Source organism: Rhodopseudomonas sp. BR0G17 (genome assembly GCF_010907025.1).
Classification (GTDB): domain Bacteria; phylum Pseudomonadota; class Alphaproteobacteria; order Rhizobiales; family Xanthobacteraceae; genus Rhodopseudomonas; species Rhodopseudomonas palustris_H.
The window spans coordinates 98,832-116,482 of record NZ_QUML01000014.1 but is presented as its reverse complement, the minus strand read 5'-3'; the positions used below and the strand labels follow the sequence as shown (position 1 = coordinate 116,482).

Annotated in this window: 20 protein-coding genes; 8 read left to right on the top strand and 12 right to left on the bottom strand. The window is 65.0% G+C overall.

The features are described from left to right. Positions 1 to 17 precede the first annotated feature (17 nt). The 3 genes from DY467_RS13445 to DY467_RS13435 form a co-directional block, all read right to left on the bottom strand. The gene (locus DY467_RS13445) at positions 18 to 410 is read right to left on the bottom strand and encodes a NifB/NifX family molybdenum-iron cluster-binding protein (protein WP_164573555.1); all 393 of its coding nucleotides are present in this window, start codon (positions 408 to 410) and stop codon (positions 18 to 20) included. 211 nt (positions 411 to 621) lie between these two features. After that, positions 622 to 1,155, bottom strand: a complete 534-nt coding sequence (gene petA / locus DY467_RS13440; protein ID WP_164636624.1) for a ubiquinol-cytochrome c reductase iron-sulfur subunit — start codon at positions 1,153 to 1,155, stop codon at positions 622 to 624. Positions 1,156 to 1,243: 88 nt separating this feature from the next. After that, positions 1,244 to 1,834 (bottom strand): PadR family transcriptional regulator, encoded by a 591-nt coding sequence (locus DY467_RS13435; protein WP_164573873.1) that lies wholly within the window; start codon positions 1,832 to 1,834, stop codon positions 1,244 to 1,246. 304 nt (positions 1,835 to 2,138) lie between these two features. Between DY467_RS13435 and DY467_RS13430 the strand changes: the two genes are divergently transcribed. Further along, positions 2,139 to 2,339 carry a hypothetical protein gene (locus DY467_RS13430; RefSeq protein WP_107343192.1) on the top strand — a complete coding sequence of 67 codons (201 nt, stop codon included), beginning with the start codon at positions 2,139 to 2,141 and terminating at the stop codon, positions 2,337 to 2,339. A gap of 117 nt (positions 2,340 to 2,456) precedes the next feature. After that, entirely contained in the window at positions 2,457 to 3,899 is a 1,443-nt protein-coding gene (gene ccoG, locus DY467_RS13425; protein WP_107343191.1) for a cytochrome c oxidase accessory protein CcoG, read from the top strand. A gap of 45 nt (positions 3,900 to 3,944) precedes the next feature. Here ccoG and DY467_RS13420 read toward each other — a convergent pair whose 3' ends face one another. The 3 genes from DY467_RS13420 to DY467_RS13410 form a co-directional block, all read right to left on the bottom strand. After that, positions 3,945 to 4,469, bottom strand: coding sequence for a carboxymuconolactone decarboxylase family protein (locus DY467_RS13420; protein WP_164636622.1), 525 nt, complete (start codon positions 4,467 to 4,469; stop codon positions 3,945 to 3,947). A 39-nt stretch (positions 4,470 to 4,508) separates the two neighbouring features. After that, positions 4,509 to 5,255 (bottom strand): sulfite exporter TauE/SafE family protein, encoded by a 747-nt coding sequence (locus DY467_RS13415; RefSeq protein WP_164636620.1) that lies wholly within the window; start codon positions 5,253 to 5,255, stop codon positions 4,509 to 4,511. A 131-nt stretch (positions 5,256 to 5,386) separates the two neighbouring features. Continuing rightward, complete coding sequence (locus DY467_RS13410) at positions 5,387 to 6,040, bottom strand: 2-hydroxychromene-2-carboxylate isomerase (RefSeq protein WP_164636618.1); 654 nt, start codon at positions 6,038 to 6,040, stop codon at positions 5,387 to 5,389. Between the two features lie 262 nt (positions 6,041 to 6,302). On the opposite strand from DY467_RS13410, the gene DY467_RS13405 reads away from it, so the two are divergent. Further along, complete coding sequence (locus tag DY467_RS13405; protein ID WP_164636616.1) at positions 6,303 to 8,249, top strand: alkyl/aryl-sulfatase; 1,947 nt, start codon at positions 6,303 to 6,305, stop codon at positions 8,247 to 8,249. Positions 8,250 to 8,351: 102 nt separating this feature from the next. Further along, positions 8,352 to 8,645, top strand: a complete 294-nt coding sequence (locus tag DY467_RS13400) for a hypothetical protein (protein ID WP_164636615.1) — start codon at positions 8,352 to 8,354, stop codon at positions 8,643 to 8,645. A gap of 3 nt (positions 8,646 to 8,648) precedes the next feature. On the opposite strand, the gene DY467_RS13395 is transcribed toward DY467_RS13400, so the two are convergent. Further along, the gene (locus tag DY467_RS13395; RefSeq protein WP_164636613.1) at positions 8,649 to 9,836 is read right to left on the bottom strand and encodes a cytochrome P450; all 1,188 of its coding nucleotides are present in this window, start codon (positions 9,834 to 9,836) and stop codon (positions 8,649 to 8,651) included. 153 nt (positions 9,837 to 9,989) lie between these two features. Here DY467_RS13395 and DY467_RS13390 point away from each other — a divergent pair, with 153 nt between their 5' ends. Next, positions 9,990 to 10,880 (top strand): helix-turn-helix domain-containing protein, encoded by an 891-nt coding sequence (locus DY467_RS13390; RefSeq protein ID WP_164636611.1) that lies wholly within the window; start codon positions 9,990 to 9,992, stop codon positions 10,878 to 10,880. A gap of 222 nt (positions 10,881 to 11,102) precedes the next feature. Here the strand turns inward: DY467_RS13390 and DY467_RS13385 are convergent, their stop codons facing one another. The 4 genes from DY467_RS13385 to DY467_RS13370 form a co-directional block, all read right to left on the bottom strand. Continuing rightward, entirely contained in the window at positions 11,103 to 11,960 is an 858-nt protein-coding gene (locus tag DY467_RS13385; protein WP_164636609.1) for a class III extradiol dioxygenase family protein, read from the bottom strand. 15 nt (positions 11,961 to 11,975) lie between these two features. Then, positions 11,976 to 12,350, bottom strand: coding sequence for a protocatechuate 4,5-dioxygenase subunit alpha (locus DY467_RS13380; protein WP_012494745.1), 375 nt, complete (start codon positions 12,348 to 12,350; stop codon positions 11,976 to 11,978). A 140-nt stretch (positions 12,351 to 12,490) separates the two neighbouring features. After that, on the bottom strand, positions 12,491 to 13,141 hold the full coding sequence (locus tag DY467_RS13375) for an NUDIX hydrolase (RefSeq protein ID WP_164636608.1): 651 nt from the start codon (positions 13,139 to 13,141) through the stop codon (positions 12,491 to 12,493). A 78-nt stretch (positions 13,142 to 13,219) separates the two neighbouring features. Next, entirely contained in the window at positions 13,220 to 13,426 is a 207-nt protein-coding gene (locus DY467_RS13370) for a hypothetical protein (RefSeq protein ID WP_107343182.1), read from the bottom strand. 244 nt (positions 13,427 to 13,670) lie between these two features. Between DY467_RS13370 and DY467_RS13365 the strand changes: the two genes are divergently transcribed. After that, on the top strand, positions 13,671 to 15,305 hold the full coding sequence (locus DY467_RS13365) for a class I adenylate-forming enzyme family protein (protein WP_164636606.1): 1,635 nt from the start codon (positions 13,671 to 13,673) through the stop codon (positions 15,303 to 15,305). A gap of 255 nt (positions 15,306 to 15,560) precedes the next feature. On the opposite strand, the gene modD is transcribed toward DY467_RS13365, so the two are convergent. Beyond that, on the bottom strand, positions 15,561 to 16,400 hold the full coding sequence (modD, locus tag DY467_RS13360; RefSeq protein WP_164636604.1) for a ModD protein: 840 nt from the start codon (positions 16,398 to 16,400) through the stop codon (positions 15,561 to 15,563). A 247-nt stretch (positions 16,401 to 16,647) separates the two neighbouring features. On the opposite strand from modD, the gene DY467_RS13355 reads away from it, so the two are divergent. Next, complete coding sequence (locus DY467_RS13355; RefSeq protein WP_164636602.1) at positions 16,648 to 17,238, top strand: DUF2478 domain-containing protein; 591 nt, start codon at positions 16,648 to 16,650, stop codon at positions 17,236 to 17,238. Between the two features lie 14 nt (positions 17,239 to 17,252). Then, complete coding sequence (locus DY467_RS13350; protein WP_164636600.1) at positions 17,253 to 17,648, top strand: ArsC/Spx/MgsR family protein; 396 nt, start codon at positions 17,253 to 17,255, stop codon at positions 17,646 to 17,648. The last annotated feature ends 3 nt before the right edge of the window (positions 17,649 to 17,651 follow it).

Here is a 17,651-nt window from a genome sequence, read left to right as displayed (position 1 = left end):
GAAGGGATGCGGCGCGCTCAGGCCGCCCGGCCGCAATTGCAGTTGCAGCCGCCCTCTTCTTCCTCATCGTCGTGATCATGCGGCGCTGCCGGCGGCAGCGACCCGGCCAGGTAGTTCTGGATGGCGGTGACCGGATCGGTCTCGGAGGTGGTGATGGCGACCACGCCGCGCGCGGCCATCCGCGCGAGGAAGCCGGGCCCGGCGCTGCCGGCGATCACCACGCTCACCTTGTCGAGTGGATGCTCGCCATCTTCCTTGAATTCATGGATCGACATCTCCTTCGGCAGGTCGAGCCGGTCGACCTCCTGAGGCGGGCGGCACGGCGCCGCATCGAACACCAGGAAGCGGCGGGTCTTGCCGGCGTGGCCGGTCACGGTGCGGAAATTCTGGCTGGCGATCGCGATCAGCATGATTGGGGCTTTCGAGATAATGGGAGAAAGAAGGGCTTCTTCCAGCAACGTCGGAAGGTGTACGCAGGCGCGAACGACAAATGGCTCGTCGTTGCCGGGCTTGACCCGGCACTCCATCATCGTCGCGCAAGCGTTCGGGGCGCGCTAAAGCGCGCGATGGATGCGCGGGTCGTACCCGCGCATGACCAATTCGATTGTGGCTGAGCTGCGCTCAGGTCTCGCCGATGATGATCTGCGTGTCGGTGGCGAACTTGTAGGGCACCAGCGGCAGGTTACGCGGCGCCGGCCCCAGCCGGATGCGGCCGGCGGAGTCGTATTGCGAGCCGTGGCACTGGCAGAACCAGCCGTCGTAATTGCCCTGATGCTCGGTCGGCACGCAGCCGAGGTGGGTGCAGATCGCCGACACGACCAACCACTGCTCCTTACCTGGCTTGACGCGAGCGGAGTCGGGCTCAGGATCACGGAAGCTCTGCCAATCGGCGGACTGCGCCGACTGGATTTCCTTCGGCGTGCGGTGGCTGATGAAGATCGGCTGGCCGCGCCAGAACACCTTGACGACCTGACCTTCCGCAATCGGCGCCAGATCGACTTCGAGCGGGAAGCCGGCCGCAACCGTGCCGGCATCGGGATTGAGCTGAGACACGAACGGCCACACCACGGCGGCGGTGCCGACCGCGGCCAGGGCCCCGGTCGCCAAATACAACACGTCGCGGCGGGTCGGCTGTTCAGACGTAATGGCGGTCATCTTCGTCTCCTGAAGGTTATCCGTTGGCCGGATTGCCGTGCCGGCCCGCGGTCGAATGCGTCGTCCAATGATGCGGATCGCGCCGCACCTACGTTTTGCGAAGCTCGCCGGCGGCGCGGGCGAGGATCGCAACAAGCTCTGCTTCGTTGTCCGGGTCTTTGACGATCTGGCGGATCGCGACTTCCCTGAGGTTGTCGAGCGCCGCCCGCAGCAGCGGCGGCAGGTCGTTGCCCTCGGTGCCGCTGTCGCCGTTCTGTTGCCGCATCATCTCGCCGAACGCGGCGAGGCGGTCGAACACCGCATCGGCCAACGCACGATTGGCGGCCAGGTGCTCACGGCCCTCGTCGGTGACGAAATACAGCTTCTTGGCGCCTTCCGGCTGGGCGATGACGTGGCCGGTTTCTTCAAGAAAGGTGAGCGTCGGATACACCACGCCAGGGCTAGGGGCGTAGAAACCGGCGGTCTTCTCCTCGATCATCTTGATGATGTCGTAGCCGTGGCGTGGCTGCTCGGCGATGAGCGCCAGCGCGATCAGCTTGAGGTCGCCCTGCGCCAGCATCCGGCCGGCGCGCATCATCTCGCCGCCGCCCATTCCGCGACCGCCCATGCCCCGGCGGCCCCACCGGCACCCGGGCATCCCAAACCCGCATCGTCGCGGGCTGTTGTCGACGCCGTCCATGACGACCTCCTGAAAGATATATCTTACCTAGGGACGCCTCCGCCCGAAGTAAAGATATATCTTTTGAGAGCGCAGCGACATTTCGGCCCGGTGCGACAGAAAGGTGTCTTGTTACTTATCCCTTTCCACGGCCTGTGGTTTTCCGATACAGATCGTTTGATCCAGATCAAACTTAGAACGGGACCAAAATATATCGTCCGAACATATTCAAATGTTTCCCCGACATTTGAACCCCGCCATTGCGCACCCTGCGCTCGGCTCGGGCGCGAGGCTGACGGCCCCGGCAGAACAACAGGAGAAGATCATGATCAAGGTTGCCATGTTGCTTTGGATTATCGGCGGCGCGACGCTGGCGGGCATGATGATTATCGCGGTGCTAGCGGTGCCGAGCCTGTCCGAGCAGGCGATGCATTGGATTCCGATCGCGGTCGGCTGCGGCTTCGTGATCGCGATGCCGATCTCGTTCCTGGTCGCGCGCAAGATCGCGCGCCCCTCGATGCGCTAAGCGACTCCCCTCGAGACGCTCGGTGAGCGTCTCGATCCTGCGTGATTGATCCCGCATGATTTCGCCCGGAGACGGCCGTCCCCTCTCCGGGGCGAAGCTCCAGCGAAAGCCCTCCCTATGACAGAAACCAATATCGAGGGGCCGCTCTACGCGCCCCGCAAGAAAGTCTATCCGCAGGCGGTGCATGGCCGCTTCCGCAGGATCAAATGGGCGCTGCTGGCGATCACGCTGTCGATCTACTACTTCACGCCGTTCTTGCGCTGGAACCGCGGCCCCGGCCTGCCCGATCAGGCGGTGCTGATCGATCTGCCGGCGCGGCGGTTCTATTTCTTCTTCATCGAGCTGTGGCCGCAGGAAGTGTATTACTTCACCGGCCTGTTGATCATCGCCGCGCTGGCGCTGTTCCTGATGAACGCGCTCGCCGGCCGACTGTGGTGCGGCTATCTGTGCCCACAGACGGTGTGGACCGACCTGTTCTACGCGGTCGAACGGCTGATCGAGGGCGACCGCCGCGATCGTATCACCAAGGACAAGCACGGGCTGACCGTGCGCCGCGTCGGCGAACTCGCGCTCAAGCACTTCATCTGGCTGATGATCGCGTGGTGGACCGGCGGCGCCTGGGTGCTGTACTTCGCCGATGCCCCGACGCTGGTGAAGGAGCTGGTCACCTTCCAGGCGCCGATGGTTGCCTATGTCTGGATCGGCATCCTGACCTTCACCACCTACACCCTCGCCGGCTTCATGCGCGAGCAGGTGTGCATCTATATGTGCCCGTGGCCGCGCATCCAGGCGGCGCTGACCGACGAATGGGCGCTCAACGTCACCTATAAATACGACCGCGGCGAACCGCGGATGTCGGTGAAGAAGGCCGAAGTGGTGCGCGCCCATGGCGAGACCGCCGGCGACTGCATCGACTGCCACCAGTGCGTGAACGTCTGCCCGACCGGCGTCGACATCCGCCAGGGCCTGCAGCTCGGCTGCGTGCAGTGCGGCCTGTGCATCGATGCCTGCAACACGGTGATGAAGCAGGTCGGCCGTCCGCCGGATCTGATCGCCTACGACACCGACATCAACATCCAGCGTCGGCTCGCCGGCAAGCCTTCGGTGTATCGGCCGATCCGCGCCCGCACGCTGCTGTATTCCGGGCTGATCGTGCTGGTCGCGGCGGTGATGGTGTATGCGCTGGCGACACGGGGATCACTCGACATCAACGTGCTGCACGAGCGCAATCCGCTGTTCGTGACGCTGTCCAACGGCGGCGTGCGCAACGACTACACCGTGCGGCTGCTCAACAAGCGCCCGACCGCCCGTGTGATGCAGGTGTCGGTGAGCGGCGTGCCGGGCGCGCGGCTGCAAGCGGTCGGCGTCGACCCGGACGCCAAGGATCGGCTCGACGTCGAAGTCGGCCAGGATCAGACCCGCGAACTGCGGCTGTCGGTGATGGTTCCGAGCGAGCAGGTGCCGAGCAAGTCGATGAACATCACCTTCGAGATCAAGGACCCGCAGACCGGCGAGACGGCAACCGCAGTCGACCACTTCGTGCCGCCGACCTCGAACTGACCGAACCGGCCCGGGGCGGCGCAGACTGCGCCTCCCCGCCTCGCCCTACACCACGTCGTCGACCGGCTGCAGGTCGATCCCGAAGGTTTCGAGAAACTTCGACGTCATGATGTAGAATCCGATCGCGAGTTGCAGTTCGACCAGCGCAGCCGGCGTCAACCGTCCGGCGATGTCGTCGAACACCGCGTCGGTCGGCCGATCGAGCTTCACCACCTCGTCGGTAAAGGCGAGCGCGGCGCGCTGGGTGGCATCGAAGCAGTCGGCACTGCGCCAATCATCGAGCGCAGCGTTCTGCGCGACGCTGACGCCGACACCGGCGCCGATCTTTTTGTGGGCGGCGACCTCATAGGGCGCGTTGCACAGGATGCCGGTCCGGGTGATCGCGAGCTCGCGCAGCACCGGGTCGAGTTCACCCTTGAACCGGATCGCGCCGCCGAGCCGGCAGTATTGCTCGAAATGGCTCGGCGCATGCGCCAGCATCCGGAAGATGTTGGCGTTGCGGTTCTTGGCCAGAACCTCGCGGGTGCGCGGGCTCGCTGTGGCCTCGTCGCAATAGTCGATCCGCGCCATCGGTCTCTCTCCCTTGTTGTTGTTCGTGTTGCGTCGCGATCAGCCGCGGATCAGGTGCGACAGCCCCTGATAAACCAGCGCCACCGACACTACGAACAGCAGCGCGTAGGCGATCCGGTAGAACAGCCCGGTCGGCGTCCGCTTCACCAGCCAGATTCCCGCCATGTTGGCGGCCGCGGCAAGCGGCAACAGCGCCAGCGACGTGCCGAGATTGGCCGGGGTGAATTGCCCGAGCAGAAAATACGGACCGATCTTCAGCGCATTGATGATGGCAAAGAAGATCGTGGTGGTGCCGACCAGCACCAGCTTCGGCAGCATATAGACCTGATATGGCGGGCCGCCGCCTTGCGTCATGAACGAGGTGAAGCCCGACACCGCGCCCCAGAATACGCCGGCCGCATCCGACAGCTTCACGGCCGAGGCATGCGGCCGCAGCCAGACGTTGAGCACAAACACCAGCCCGACGCCGCCGACGATCAACCGCACCGCATCGTCCGACACGATCGAGGCCGTCCACCACGCGATCGCCATTCCGGCCAACGCCCCAGGCAACATCACCTTCAGGCTGCGCGCATCCCAATGATGCCGATACACGTACAGTGAGATCAGGTCCTGGGTGATCAGCACCGGCAATAGCAGGCCGGCAGCTTCGAGCGGCGGCAGATACAGCGCCAGCAGCGGCGTCGCCGCAATGCCGACGCCGGAAAAGCCGCCTTTTGCGAGGCCGAGCAGAAACACCGCGGGAATTGCAACGGCGTAGAACCAGGGATCGAAGATGATCGACAACGAACGGACTCGAACTGATGGAGGATCACCGCGCGACCGGCGGTGCTCCCGCTGTACAGAGGAATATCGGCCCCGGCAAACCGCATCGGCGCATATCGCCCTCGCGGACACCCGCGCTCCGAATTGACGGATCAGCTCCGCTCCTTCAGCCCGTGCTGCTGCAGACGCCACAGCAACAGATCCAGCCGGTCTTGACCGAAGAACGGCTCGCCCTTGAACACGAAGGTCGGCACGCCCCAGTGGCCGGACGCGGCGTGGTCGCGCTCGTTGCTGCGGACAGTCTCATCGTATCGGTCGGGATCGGCTGCGATCCCAGCCTCGAGCTGCGCCAGATCGAGCCCGGCGCGCTCGGCGGCTTTGGCCAGATGATCACTTTCGTGCCAGTTGTCGACCACGCCGCCATACAGCACGGAGCTGACCTCGCGGATGAACGGCAGGCCGCGGCCGGCAAGCTGGGCGGCGGCGCCGAGGCGCGTCAGGCGGGTGATGTAGGGCTGCTCGGCTGCAACTTCGAGCGTCTGCATGTTCTGCACGATCGGATCTGGCCGCGGGAAGCGAAACGGAATTCCCTCCTTCTGCGCGACACGAAAACTGTCGAGCACGACGTAGCGCGCGAACCTCGGATCGGTACGCTTGAAGAACGTCGAATCGCGCACCGCGAGCGGATACACCGGTCGCGCGTTGATGACGAAGTCGTATTGCTCGATCAGCTTCACCGCCTTGGGCAATGATAGATAGCTGTAGGGACTCCGAAACGACCAGAACAGATCGACGTTGAGACTCATCGGGCAACCTTTGTCCGGACCACCGCCACAGGCGTCCCGCAATGCAAAACGCGCCCCGCCAATTTCCGCCGCGCGGGTATGGATGGCCTTGCGGTGCCACTGATTAGTCCCATGAACCCCTCCCTGATTGGTGCACCGCTTCGGCGGCATTTATCGTTTCATGAACTAATCGTAAGGTACGGACCTGCGATTGCAATCCGTTTCTGCATCGGCTGAGATGCCACCGTCGCGACAGACGACGAAGGCAGGGAGGAGACCGACGATGAGCGAGACCGTCACAGTCGCCAACGAGGCAATTGAGCCGAAAGATGCCTCCGCTTCGGTCCTCGCGCGTCATAAGACGGTGCTGGACGAATTGCCGTTCTCCGACACCAGTGACTTCGACGATGCCGCGCGGGGCTTTCTCGGCAGCATCGACCACGCCGCGATCAGTTCGGCGCAAGGCCGTGTGGTATGGAGTCTCGAACCCTATCGTTTCCTGCAGGACGAGGTCGCCCCGGCAACCGTCGATCCGAGCCTATGGCGGCAATCGCGACTGAACATGCGGCACGGCCTGTTCGAGGTCGTGCCGGGCGTGTACCAGGTCCGCGGCTTCGACATCGCCAATATGACGCTGATCGAGAGCGACAACGGCGTGATCGTGGTCGACACGCTGACCTCGATCGAAGGCGCCCGCGCGGCGATGCAGCTCTATGTCCGCCACCGCGGCGACAGGCCGGTGGTGGCGGTGATCTTCACCCACACCCATGCCGATCATTGGGGCGGCGCGCGCGGCGTGCTCGACGAGGATGCAATCGCGAGCGGACGGATACCGATCATTGCGCCTGATTTGTTCATGGAGCACGCCGTCTCCGAGAACATCATTGCGGGGCCGGCGATGCTGCGGCGCGCGCAGTATCAGTTCGGACCACTGCTCGCCAAGGGACCACGCGGCCATGTCGATTGCGGCCTCGGCAAGACGATGGCTGCCGGCACCGCGGCGCTGCTGCGCCCGACCGACCTGATCAAGGCGACCGGCGACACCCGCCGCATCGACGGCGTCGACTTCGAATTCCAGATGGCGCCGAATTCCGAAGCGCCAGCGGAGATGCACTTCTTCGTTCCGCGCTACAGCCTGCTCAACCTCGCCGAGAACTGCACCCACAACTTCCACAATCTGCTGCCGTTCCGCGGCGCCGACGTGCGCGATGCGCTGGCGTGGTCGGGCTATCTCGGCGAGGCCCTTCAGCTCTGGGGCGGCAAGGCCGAGGTGATGTGCGGGCAGCACCATTGGCCGGTGTGGGGAGCCGAACGGATCGACCTGATGATCCGGCAGCAGCGCGACATCTACAAATTCGCCCACGACCAGACGCTGCGGCTGATGAACCACGGCCTCAACGCTACCGAGATTGCCGAAAACATCCGCCTGCCGAAGAGCCTCAATGGCGCCTGGCACGCGCGCGGCTATTACGGCCACATCCGTCATAACGTGAAGGCGATCTATCAGAAGTATCTCGGCTGGTACGACGCCAATCCGGCCAATCTCGATCCGCTGCCGCCGGTCGACGCCGGCAAGAAGTACGTCGAGTACCTGGGCGGCGCCGACGTTCTGCTGGCGAAGGCGCGCGCGGATTTCGAGCGGGGTGAATTCCGCTTCGTGGCGCAGGTGCTTAGCCATCTGGTGTTCGCCGATCCCGACAATCAAGACGGCCGGTTGCTGCTGGCCGATACGTTCGAACAGCTCGGCTACCAGTCCGAGAGCTCGACCTGGCGCAACGCCTATCTGTTCGGCGCCCAGGAGCTGCGCCACGGCATGCCGAAAATGCCGGCGCGCCCCGGAATGCCGCGCGAGACGCTGTCGGCGCTGAAGACCTCGCAAATCTGGGACGTGCTCGGCGTCCGGCTCAACGGACCAAAGGCCGAGGGCAAGACCATCGTGCTGAACTGGCAGTTCACCGACACCGGCGAAACCTGGGTGCTGACGCTGGAGAACTGCGCCCTGACCTACGTGGCCGGCACGCAATCCCCCGCGGCCGACGCCGGCTTCGTGCTGCCGCGCAGCCTGCTCGACGAGGTGATCGCCAAGCAGACCTCGTTTCCCGAGGCGGTGATGGCGGGCAAGATCAAGGTCAGCGGCAATCCGATGAAGCTCGCCGAACTGATGGGGCTGATGGACGAGTTTCCACGGATGTTCGAGATCGTCGAACCCCGTCGCAATCCGGTCAGTTGAGCCGCTGCGGTCCCGCTCCGGACACTGACGGGGCAATGGACCCTGCTTAGGAACGGCGTACCACAAGCCGCGTTGGCGCCTCAGCAAGCGAGGGTGACCGCCATGCGTGGAAAGAAGCCTTCAGTTCGAGCGCCCCAGGCCAGGATCAAGAGGCCAGGCCCCAAGGCACGCACGCTATCGCGGCTGACGGCGATCGCCAGCCACGCGATGATGGGCGCCGCGATCGGGCTCGGCTTTGCGTTCGTCGCGACGCGGTCCCCGAACTTCGGCGTAACGCCGGCGCTGCTGGGCCTGCCGGCGTTTCGGCTGTTCGATTTCGCCCTGACCTCGGCGACCGGCTTTGCGGTCGTCGCCGCACTCACCGGCCTCGCCCTGAGCGAGGCCGAGGAGCGCTGATCGTCAGGCGGCGGACCGCGCAGCGGCCTGCTCGACTGCAAACGCGAGCCGCAGCGGACTGCGGAAGGTCGACGACGGCATCCAGTTCAGCTGCTGTTCGGTGCGCGTATAGTCCGGCACCACCTTGTGGAACTCATCGAATGCGATCTTGATTGCCATCCGGGCGATCGCCGAGCCGAGGCAGGCATGGACGCCGCCGCCAAAGCCGAGGTGGCCTTTCGGCTTGCGCGTGATGTCGTAGACGTCTGGATTCGGAAACTGCCGTTCATCGCGATTGGCCGAGCCATAGGCCAGACAGACGAAGTCGCCCGCCTTCATGGTGACGCCGTGCAACGTCAGGTCGCTCTGCAGGCAGCGTTTGAATCGCTGCGCCGAGGTGTTGTAGCGCAGCGACTCCTCGACCGCATCCGGCAGCAGCGTCGGATCGGCCACCACCGCGCGGCGCGCATCGGCGAAATCAGCAAGGTTCAGCGCCAGCATGCTCATGAAGCCGCCGAGCGACTCGATGCCCGCCATGATCAGCGTCGTGGTGGTGAGCAGCACCTCCCGCTCGTCGAGCCGGTCGCCATCGATCTCCGCCATGCTGAAATGCGAAATCAGATCGTTCTTCGGCTCGGCCCGGCGCTGCGCGATCACGCTCGACGCGTAGTCCTGCATCCAGGCGTAGGCAGCGAGATGCTCCGGCCCCTTGGCGCGGGTGACCGGATCGCTCTGCACCATCAGCACCGCCTTGTCGCGCACGGTCTGCTCATCGCCCATCGGCAGGCCGAGCGCCGCGAACAGCACCCGCACGGTGAACTTGGACGAAAAGTCGCTGATGAAATCGAATTGGTCGCGGCCGCGCAGCGCCTCGGCGGCGCCGCGGGCGATCTCCCGCATCGGCTCGGCCAGCGCCTCGAGATTGCGCTTCATGAAGGCGTGCTGCACCAGTCCGCGCAGCCGGTCGTGACGCGGCGGATCGGTGGTGCCGAGCGTGGCGCCGGCCCGGTTCGGCAGCTCAGTCATCAGGTTGCCCTTGGCCGAGGAGAACACCTGCCAGTTGCTGCCTGCGCCGGCGACGTCGAGATAGCGCGACAGAATCCACATTTGCGCAGGCTCGCTCCAGTACACCGGATGCTCGTCACGCAGCGTCTTGTAGAGCGGGAACGGATCGGCATCGACAACGGGCGAATAAGGATCGAAGCTGAACATGAGCTGATTTCCTCTCTTGTTAAGGCCGCCCGGCTCGTTTGTTTGTCTATTAGTTGCGGCGATCGTCGGAGTGTAGTTGGCACCACCTCGCACTGTGAGACGCCGCGGTGACAAAAACTTGCACTTTTCCGACGTTCGGTCTTAGCTGCGCCGATGGCCCGTTCACGCCGCAAAGCAGCAATTCCGATCTTCGCGCTGTACGGCGAGACGCCCGCCGCGCCGGTCGACATGCTGCATGTCGAAGCGATTCAATCGCGCAGCCGATTGTATCAGTGGGAGATCGACGTCCACGCCCACCGCAGCCTGCATCAGATCCTCTGGATTGGCTTTGGAACAGCGACAATCGCGCTCGATGAGCAGCGCGTGCAACGCGATGGTCCGGTCGCGGTGATCGTGCCGCCCGGCGTCGTTCACGGCTTCAAGTTCTCGCCGCACACCGAAGGTCAAGTCTTCACCTTCAATCCGCATGCGATGATCGAGGGCGACGTGCCGGCGACCGGCCAGGCGCTGCGCGACCTGTTTGCTGCAGCCCGCATCCTGGAATTCGAGCCTGACGGGGCGGCCACGATGCGGATCGACAGATTATTCGCCGAGCTTGCCGACGAGTTCGCCTCGCCGGATGCCGGCAATTCGCCAGTGCCGTTGTGGCTTGGCCGCGCCATCGTCTGGCGGCTGGCGCAGCAGAGCGAGCGGCAGGCACGCTATGCGGCGCGCAGCGGCGATCAATTCACCCGCTTCCTGCTGCTGGTGGAAGCGCATCATTGCGAGCACTGGCCGATCGCACGCTACGCCGACGCGCTCGGTATGACGCCGGAGCGTCTCAACCGCCTGGCGAAAGCCGAAACCGGCCAGAACGCGCTCGACGTCGTCCATGCCCGTCTCACCCGCGAAGCCTGCCGCCGGCTGACTTATATAGCTGCGCCGATCTCCAAGCTCTCGTTCGAACTCGGCTTCGAAGACCCCGCCTATTTCTGCCGCTTCTTCAAACGCCGCACTGGCCATAGCCCGCGCGACTATCGACGTGCGATGAGCGAAGAGGCGTAGGCGCCGCGTTATTCATCGTCATTGCGAGCGAAGCAATCCAGGATCGTACACCGAGCTGGATTGCTTCGTCGCTGCGCTCCTCGCAATGACGGGGAACGTACTGACGAACCGAACCAGCTACTTGCGCCAATTCTCTCATCCTGAGGAGCCCCGGCGAAGCCGGAGTATCTCGGAAGATCCTCCGCGGCACGGGCGGAGCAGCGCCTTGTCTCGCGTAACTACCTACGCCGCCTGCGCCAGCCTCGGCCGGTTCTCGATCAGCATGATGCCCGACGCGGTGTTGGAGATCGGCAGGTGATAGTTGCGATGCAGCTCGCGGACGTCGCCGGTCAGCGCGCCGCGCATCGCGACCCAGTTCATCACCTCGACGCCCTGGCTACCGGCGAGCTCGACCAGTTCGTGCGGGTCGATACCGAGCAGTCCCTCGATATCGCCGGTCATCGCATCCATGCAGCGCTTGTCGAACGCGGTGTTGATGAAGCCGGCGCGCTGGCCTTCGAGCTGATGCGACAGCCCGCCGGTGCCGATCACCACCACTTTCAGGTCTTCCGGATAGCTCTCGATGGCGCGGCCGATCGCCTGGCCGAGCTTGAAGCAGCGGCGCAGCGACGGCAGCGGATGCTGCACGGTGTTGACCACCACCGGCACGGTCGGAATGTCATGGGCGCGGCCGCGCAGGAACAGCTCCATCGGCAGGCTGTAGGCGTGATCGACCAGCATCTCCTGGCAGGTGACGGGGTCGAACTCGGACTCCACCAGCGTCTCGATGATGTGCCACGACAGTTTGGTGTCGCCCTTGAACGGCGCCATCACCGGGATGCCCCAGCCCTCGTCGTCGTTGCGATATTCCGGCGCGGCACCGACCGCGAAGGTCGGCATCTTGTCGAGGAAAAAATTCAGTCCGTGATCGTTGTAGATCACCACCGCGGCATCGGGCCTTACCGCCTGCAGCCAGCGGCACGGCGCATCGAAGCCGTCGAAGAACGGCGCCCAATACGGGTCCTTCTGCAGGCCCTTGGCCATCGCCCCGCCGATCGCCGGGACGTGCGAAGCGGCCAGGCCGCCGATGATCGTCGCCATGTCAGCAATCCCCTCTCAATTGTCCCGCGCCGCCAGCAGCTTCGCCTTGAACTGCTCGACTGTCATCCCGGTCTGCAGCGCACCGATGTCCTGCATGTTGAGGCCGAGGATGCCGGCAAACTTGGCGAGGTAGTAGGCGTTGCCGCCCTCGTCGAGCAGCTTGAGCAGATCGCGCTTGAGGATCGCTTCGGTCTGCGCCGCGGTGAGACCGTAGCGCGCACAATACGCAGCCTCGTCCTTGACGAACGCGGCGCGCGCGCCGGCGTCGTTGAACGAGAAGCACATCTTGTTGAGAGCGTAGCCCTTCTGCGCCGACTCGGGACCGAAGATCGGGGTCCCGAAAATCTCGCGCTTGGCGCGTCCGGCGCCAGCCGCCAATGCCTCACTCATGGCATCCCCTGATGACGTTTCCTGCCTGTGGCCGTACGGCCAAATTTCGCGAACGATAGGCGGCGGCAGGAGGGGTTATTTGACGTGCGTCAAATGTCAGGAGAATCCGGACAGCGGAAGACCGCCGCGAAACAGAGCGATCAGGAGCGCGTCGTCCCTCGCAGCCATCGCCGCAGTCGTTGCAGCATCGACAGCGGCGGCCCGGGTTCGATGGCGTCCGAAGGCTGTTCGAGCGCCAAAGACGGAGCTTCGGCAAGGTCGGTGATGATCTCGTCTCCGGTCGGCAACGGGCTGGTCGGGCAGCGCGGTGGCGGCGGCGCTGTCGGAGTTGCAGATACGAAGTGGCCGGCGGATTTCAGCACCAGCGGCCCGATCTCGGTCAGAAATGCCTGCTCGTAGCTACGAGACAGCCGCTGCAGGGCTTCGTCGAGCGGCAGCCAATCGACCGCGCGGATGTCCTTCATCAGCGGCAGGGTCTGCCGTGGCTCGGCTTCCATCCGCCAGAAATGCACCACCTTGGAGCGGCCGCCGGAATCATAAGCGAGCGTGCCGATGAACTCGTGGACCACGACGACGTGGCCGGTCTCTTCCAGCACTTCGCGCTCGGCGGCCTGGCGCGGGGTCTCGCCGTGGTCGAGCTTGCCCTTGGGCAGTACCCAATCGTTGCGCTTGCGCATCCGGACGACCGCGAACAGCGGATCTTTGCCGCGCCGCAACACGATTCCGCCTGCTGCCAGCACCGGAGTTCGCAACTTATCGCCCTTCGTCGTCGGGAAATCGACCTCCACCATATAGGATCAAGCGTCCTTCAAGCGAGGCACGACGTGTCGCGCCGCTTCGAAAAATCAAACGCGCCTGCGAACAGGCGCTTACGGCGCGGGCGGCGGCGGCACCACCGGATAGCTGCGGTCCGGCGTCAGCACGCAGCGATACACGCGCTTGCTGCGGGTCTGCCACGCCTCGACGATCCGGCCGCAATTGGCGCAATGCAGATTACCAGGTTCACCGTCGAGCGTTTCGGATTCGGCGCAGCGGTACAGCGCGCCGCATTCACATTCCACGTCGGAGAGTCTCATCGCTTCTTCCCTGATATCGACTTGCGGCGGTTCCCGCCGTCGCAAATTGCTATCCTAGGTGGCAATGCTGACGCCGCTGTGTCAGCCCATCGCGGAAGGCGAATAATTTCCGCGAGATGACACACCGAAGCACCGGCTGGCGGTTCACGGCGGAGCCGGGATAGAATTGCGCTGGCGCTGCAAACAGCCGCTGGACGATCGCGGAGGTAACCGCGGCGTCCCAACGATCAACGAGGGAACACCCATGACGTTCTGGCCCGAGGCCGGCATCGGTGGCGCACTGCGCCGCGAGACTCACTACGACGGCCGGTCGATGCTGTGCTTCTCCGAGCGCCCCGCCCATCTGGCAGCCATGTTCGACGATCTGGTCGCCCGATTCGGCGACCGTCCCGCGATTGTCGATGACCGCGCGCTCAGCTATCGCGAACTCGATCTACTGGTGCGCAAGATCGCGGTGTCGCTGTCCTCACTCGGCATCGGCAAGGGCGACCGCGTCGCGCTGTTCCTCGGCAATTGCTGGGAGTTCCTGGCGGTGACGCTCGCCTGCAACCGGCTCGGCGTGCTGGTGGTCCCGATCGGCATCCGGCAGCGCCGCGCCGAGCTCGAATTCCTGCTGAACAACAGCGGCGCCAAGGTCGTGGTGTTCGAGGCCGAGCTGGCGGGCGAGATCCCGTCTGCCGCCGACGCGCCGCAGCTCGCACATCGCTTCGTCGCGCACGGCAGCACCGAGCATGCGCGACCGTTCGAGGATCTGCTCGCCGCCGATCCGACGAACGCGCCGCTGGCGGAGATGCACGAAGACGATACCGCGGTGATCCTCTACACCTCGGGCACCACCGGCAAGCCGAAGGGCGCCGAGCTGACACATCTCAGCATCCTGCACTCATCCTACGCGTTCGCACGCGCCCATGAGCTGACCGAACGCGACCGCGGGCTGGTCGCGGTGCCGCTGTCGCATGTGACGGGCCTCGTCGGCGTATCCTACGCGACCATCGCGGCCGGCGGCTGCGTGGTGCTGATGCGGCAGGCGTTCAAGACCGCCGACTTCCTCGCGCTCGCGGCGCGCGAGCAGATCACCTATTCGATCCTGGTGCCGGCGATCTACACGCTTGCCGTGATGCACCCGGACTTCGCGCATTACGATCTGTCGGCGTGGCGGATCGGCTGCTTCGGCGGCGCGCCGATGCCGGTGCCGACCATCGAGATGTTGGCGAAGCGACTGCCTAACCTGCAGCTCCGCAACGCCTATGGGGCGACCGAAACCACCTCGCCAACCACGATCATGCCGCAGGCGTATTGGCGCGATCACATGGACAGCGTCGGCCAAGTGATCCCTTACGCGCACGTCCGCGTGCTCGACGCCGACGACAACGAAGTCGCCCCCGGCCAACCGGGCGAACTCCTGATTGCCGGCCCGATGGTGGTGCCGCGCTATTGGCAGCGGCCCGACGCCAACGCCAAGGAGTTTGTGAACGGCTACTGGCGCAGCGGCGATATCGGCTCGATCGACCAGGACGGCTTCGTGCGGGTGTTCGACCGCAAGAAGGACATGATCAACCGCGGCGGCTTCAAGATCTTCTCAGCCGAAGTCGAGAACGTGATCTGCGGCATCGAAGGCGTGCTGGAAACCGCGATCATCGGCACACCCGATCCTGTACTCGGCGAGCGCGTCAACGCCATCGTGGTGACGAGCGAAGGCGCCAGCCTGAACGAACGCGACGTCGCCGCCTACTGCGCGGCGCGGATGTCGGATTACAAAGTCCCCGAGAGCATCATCATTCGCACCACACCCCTGCCTCGCAACGCCAACGGCAAGATCCAGAAAACGGTGCTGCGCGAGACAATCGCGGCCCGGGCAGCGAGTTACGCGAGGTCGTAGTCCACGAATTGAAAGATCAAGGCCTCGCGTAAATAGGGACCGTCATGCGCGGAGTTAGCACACTCTCGCCCCAGCGGCAGCGTAACCTCTCCCGCTTGCGGGAGAGGTTACGCGCGAAGCGCGGCGGGTGAGGGCACTCCTCTCCGCGAGTGGCAAACTCACTGCCCGGGAGGCCCTCACCCCAGCCCTCTCCCGCAAGCGGGAGAGGGAGCGCGCCTTGCTTGTGGAACGGCGCGACCCTGCAGCCAATTATTATTACGCCGGCGTGATCCGCACCTGCACATCGCGCGGTTTTGCTGTGTACGGCGCCGACGTCACCAGTACCGCAGCGCCGGCCTCGGCATAGGCCGCAGCGTTGCCGGCGTTGACGCCGCCGGCAACCGCGACCACCGGGCGCGACGGTCGCGCGGCGAGTTGCTGGATCAAAGTCGCGACATCCGCGGGAGCGAACTTTTCCAGCTGCAGTACGTCGAAGCCGGCCTCGGCCGCGGCGAGGGCCGCGTCGATCGACGCCACTTCGGTAATCAGTTTCTTTTCGGAAAGCGTGGCGCGCAGCCGCGCCACTGTCGCAGCCAACGGCTCATCGAGAAAAACGCGGTGCTCGCCGAACACCAGCACGGTTTCCGACAGGCCGAGCCGGTGCATGGTGGCGCCGCCGGCTTTCACGGCGGCGACCGCGAACCGCTTGGTGCCCGGCGTGTTCTTGCGGGTGCAGGCGACCGCGATCGTCGGCGACACCGCGCGGGCCGCATCGACGATGTCGCGCGCAGTGGTGGCGACGCCGGACCAGATCTCGATCAGCGTCTGCGCCACCTTCCAGCTGCGCAGCAGGCCCGAGGCGCTGCCGCGGGCGATCAGGATCGGCGTGCCCGCCGCGAGCCGACTGCCGGACGAAGCAGAGAGTTCAACCTCGCAGCCGCACAGCCGGATGATCGCGGCGGCATCTTCGGCGAGCGCCAGCACCATCGGATCGCGGGCGATGAACTGCATCACCCCGGACGCCGCACCGATGCCCAGTGCCTCGGTCGTCAGGTCGCCGCAGGGCACATCGTCGTCGAGCAGGCGCTCCAGTTCGGCAGTGGTGGCGGCAGGCATACGGCAGGTCCCCGATGATCGTCGTTCGGCGCATTTGACGCACGGCAGTTCCGGCGCAACATCTCCGCTTCGGATCGTTATGTCCATGACTATACAACGCTGTCAGGTTTGCGACCAAAGCTCCCAGCTGGCTCGCCGGAGCGAAACGATCGACAAATCAATCGCATAGCAAGCGAACACGCCGGCCAAATAACCGGCACGGCGCTTGCTGAACTCACGACGAGCACACCGACTGGAGGGTGCAGAGATGACGGACAGCAGCGCAGAGGCACCAAGGATCGCTGCGATCATCTATCGTGCCGACGACGACGTCGACGCGCTGCTGGCGGAGTTCGCATTCGCCCGGCTTGCGGCCGGAGAGCGGCTCGGCGGCATCGTGCAGCGAAACATCAAGGATGCGGCCGGCAAGAAGATCGACATGCAGCTGATCGACCTGATGACCGGCGAGGCGATCGGAATTTCGCAGACGCTCGGCAGCGGCGCGGGATCATGCAAGCTCGACGCCGGCGGCCTGGCTGAGTCCGCCCAAGCCGTGACGCGCGCGGTCGCGAGCGGGGCCGCGCTGGTGGTGATCAACAAATTCTCGAAGCAGGAAGCGACCGGCAAGGGGCTTCGCAACGAATTCGCCGAGGCGATCGTCGCCGGACGGCCGCTCCTCACCGCGGTGCCCGAGAAATGCGCCGACGCGTGGCGCGAGTTCATCGGCGACGAGGGCGCGGAGCTGCCGTGCAGCCGCGCGGCGATCGAGACGTGGTGGGCCGGCCTCGCAGCCCGACTGGCAGAGCCATCGGCCTGCGGCACGAACGCTGATGAGCGCGCGCACAAGACGATCTGTTGAAGGAGCCCTCGGCGATGGCCAAAGTCGTGTTCTACGAGAAGCCCGGCTGCGTCGGCAACGCGCGGCAGAAGGCGCTGCTCACCGCATCCGGTCACGAGCTCGAGGTGCGCAACCTGCTGGCCGAGCCGTGGACGCGAGAGACGCTGCGGCCGTTCTTCGGCAACAAGCCGCTCATCGCCTGGTTCAACCAGTCGTCGCCAAAAGTGAAAGCCGGCGCGATCGATTTCGCCGCGCTCGGCGAGGAGGCGGCACTCGCTCTGATGATCGAGGATCCGCTGCTGATCCGCCGCCCGCTGATGCAATCGGGCGACCGCCGCGAAGTCGGCTTCGATCAGGCCACCGTTCACGCCTGGCTCGGGCTGCAGACCGGCGCACCGCGCGTGTTCGACGGCTGCGCGATGGACGATTAGACG

Bases quoted from the DNA above. Each gene is read 5' to 3' on its own strand.
- DY467_RS13380 (WP_012494745.1), bottom strand. From the start codon at position 12,350: ATGAGTGAGGCATTGGCGGCTGGCGCCGGACGCGCCAAGCGCGAGATT.
- DY467_RS13400 (WP_164636615.1), top strand. From the start codon at position 8,352: ATGCGTGGAAAGAAGCCTTCAGTTCGAGCGCCCCAGGCCAGGATCAAG.
- DY467_RS13410 (WP_164636618.1), bottom strand. From the start codon at position 6,040: ATGAGTCTCAACGTCGATCTGTTCTGGTCGTTTCGGAGTCCCTACAGC.
- DY467_RS13350 (WP_164636600.1), top strand. From the start codon at position 17,253: ATGGCCAAAGTCGTGTTCTACGAGAAGCCCGGCTGCGTCGGCAACGCG.
- DY467_RS13390 (WP_164636611.1), top strand. From the start codon at position 9,990: ATGGCCCGTTCACGCCGCAAAGCAGCAATTCCGATCTTCGCGCTGTAC.
- DY467_RS13405 (WP_164636616.1), top strand. From the start codon at position 6,303: ATGAGCGAGACCGTCACAGTCGCCAACGAGGCAATTGAGCCGAAAGAT.
- DY467_RS13375 (WP_164636608.1), bottom strand. From the start codon at position 13,141: ATGGTGGAGGTCGATTTCCCGACGACGAAGGGCGATAAGTTGCGAACT.
- DY467_RS13435 (WP_164573873.1), bottom strand. From the start codon at position 1,834: ATGGACGGCGTCGACAACAGCCCGCGACGATGCGGGTTTGGGATGCCC.
- DY467_RS13420 (WP_164636622.1), bottom strand. From the start codon at position 4,469: ATGGCGCGGATCGACTATTGCGACGAGGCCACAGCGAGCCCGCGCACC.
- DY467_RS13430 (WP_107343192.1), top strand. From the start codon at position 2,139: ATGATCAAGGTTGCCATGTTGCTTTGGATTATCGGCGGCGCGACGCTG.
- DY467_RS13370 (WP_107343182.1), bottom strand. From the start codon at position 13,426: ATGAGACTCTCCGACGTGGAATGTGAATGCGGCGCGCTGTACCGCTGC.
- DY467_RS13355 (WP_164636602.1), top strand. From the start codon at position 16,648: ATGACGGACAGCAGCGCAGAGGCACCAAGGATCGCTGCGATCATCTAT.
- DY467_RS13365 (WP_164636606.1), top strand. From the start codon at position 13,671: ATGACGTTCTGGCCCGAGGCCGGCATCGGTGGCGCACTGCGCCGCGAG.
- DY467_RS13395 (WP_164636613.1), bottom strand. From the start codon at position 9,836: ATGTTCAGCTTCGATCCTTATTCGCCCGTTGTCGATGCCGATCCGTTC.
- modD (WP_164636604.1), bottom strand. From the start codon at position 16,400: ATGCCTGCCGCCACCACTGCCGAACTGGAGCGCCTGCTCGACGACGAT.
- DY467_RS13445 (WP_164573555.1), bottom strand. From the start codon at position 410: ATGCTGATCGCGATCGCCAGCCAGAATTTCCGCACCGTGACCGGCCAC.
- DY467_RS13385 (WP_164636609.1), bottom strand. From the start codon at position 11,960: ATGGCGACGATCATCGGCGGCCTGGCCGCTTCGCACGTCCCGGCGATC.
- ccoG (WP_107343191.1), top strand. From the start codon at position 2,457: ATGACAGAAACCAATATCGAGGGGCCGCTCTACGCGCCCCGCAAGAAA.
- petA (WP_164636624.1), bottom strand. From the start codon at position 1,155: ATGACCGCCATTACGTCTGAACAGCCGACCCGCCGCGACGTGTTGTAT.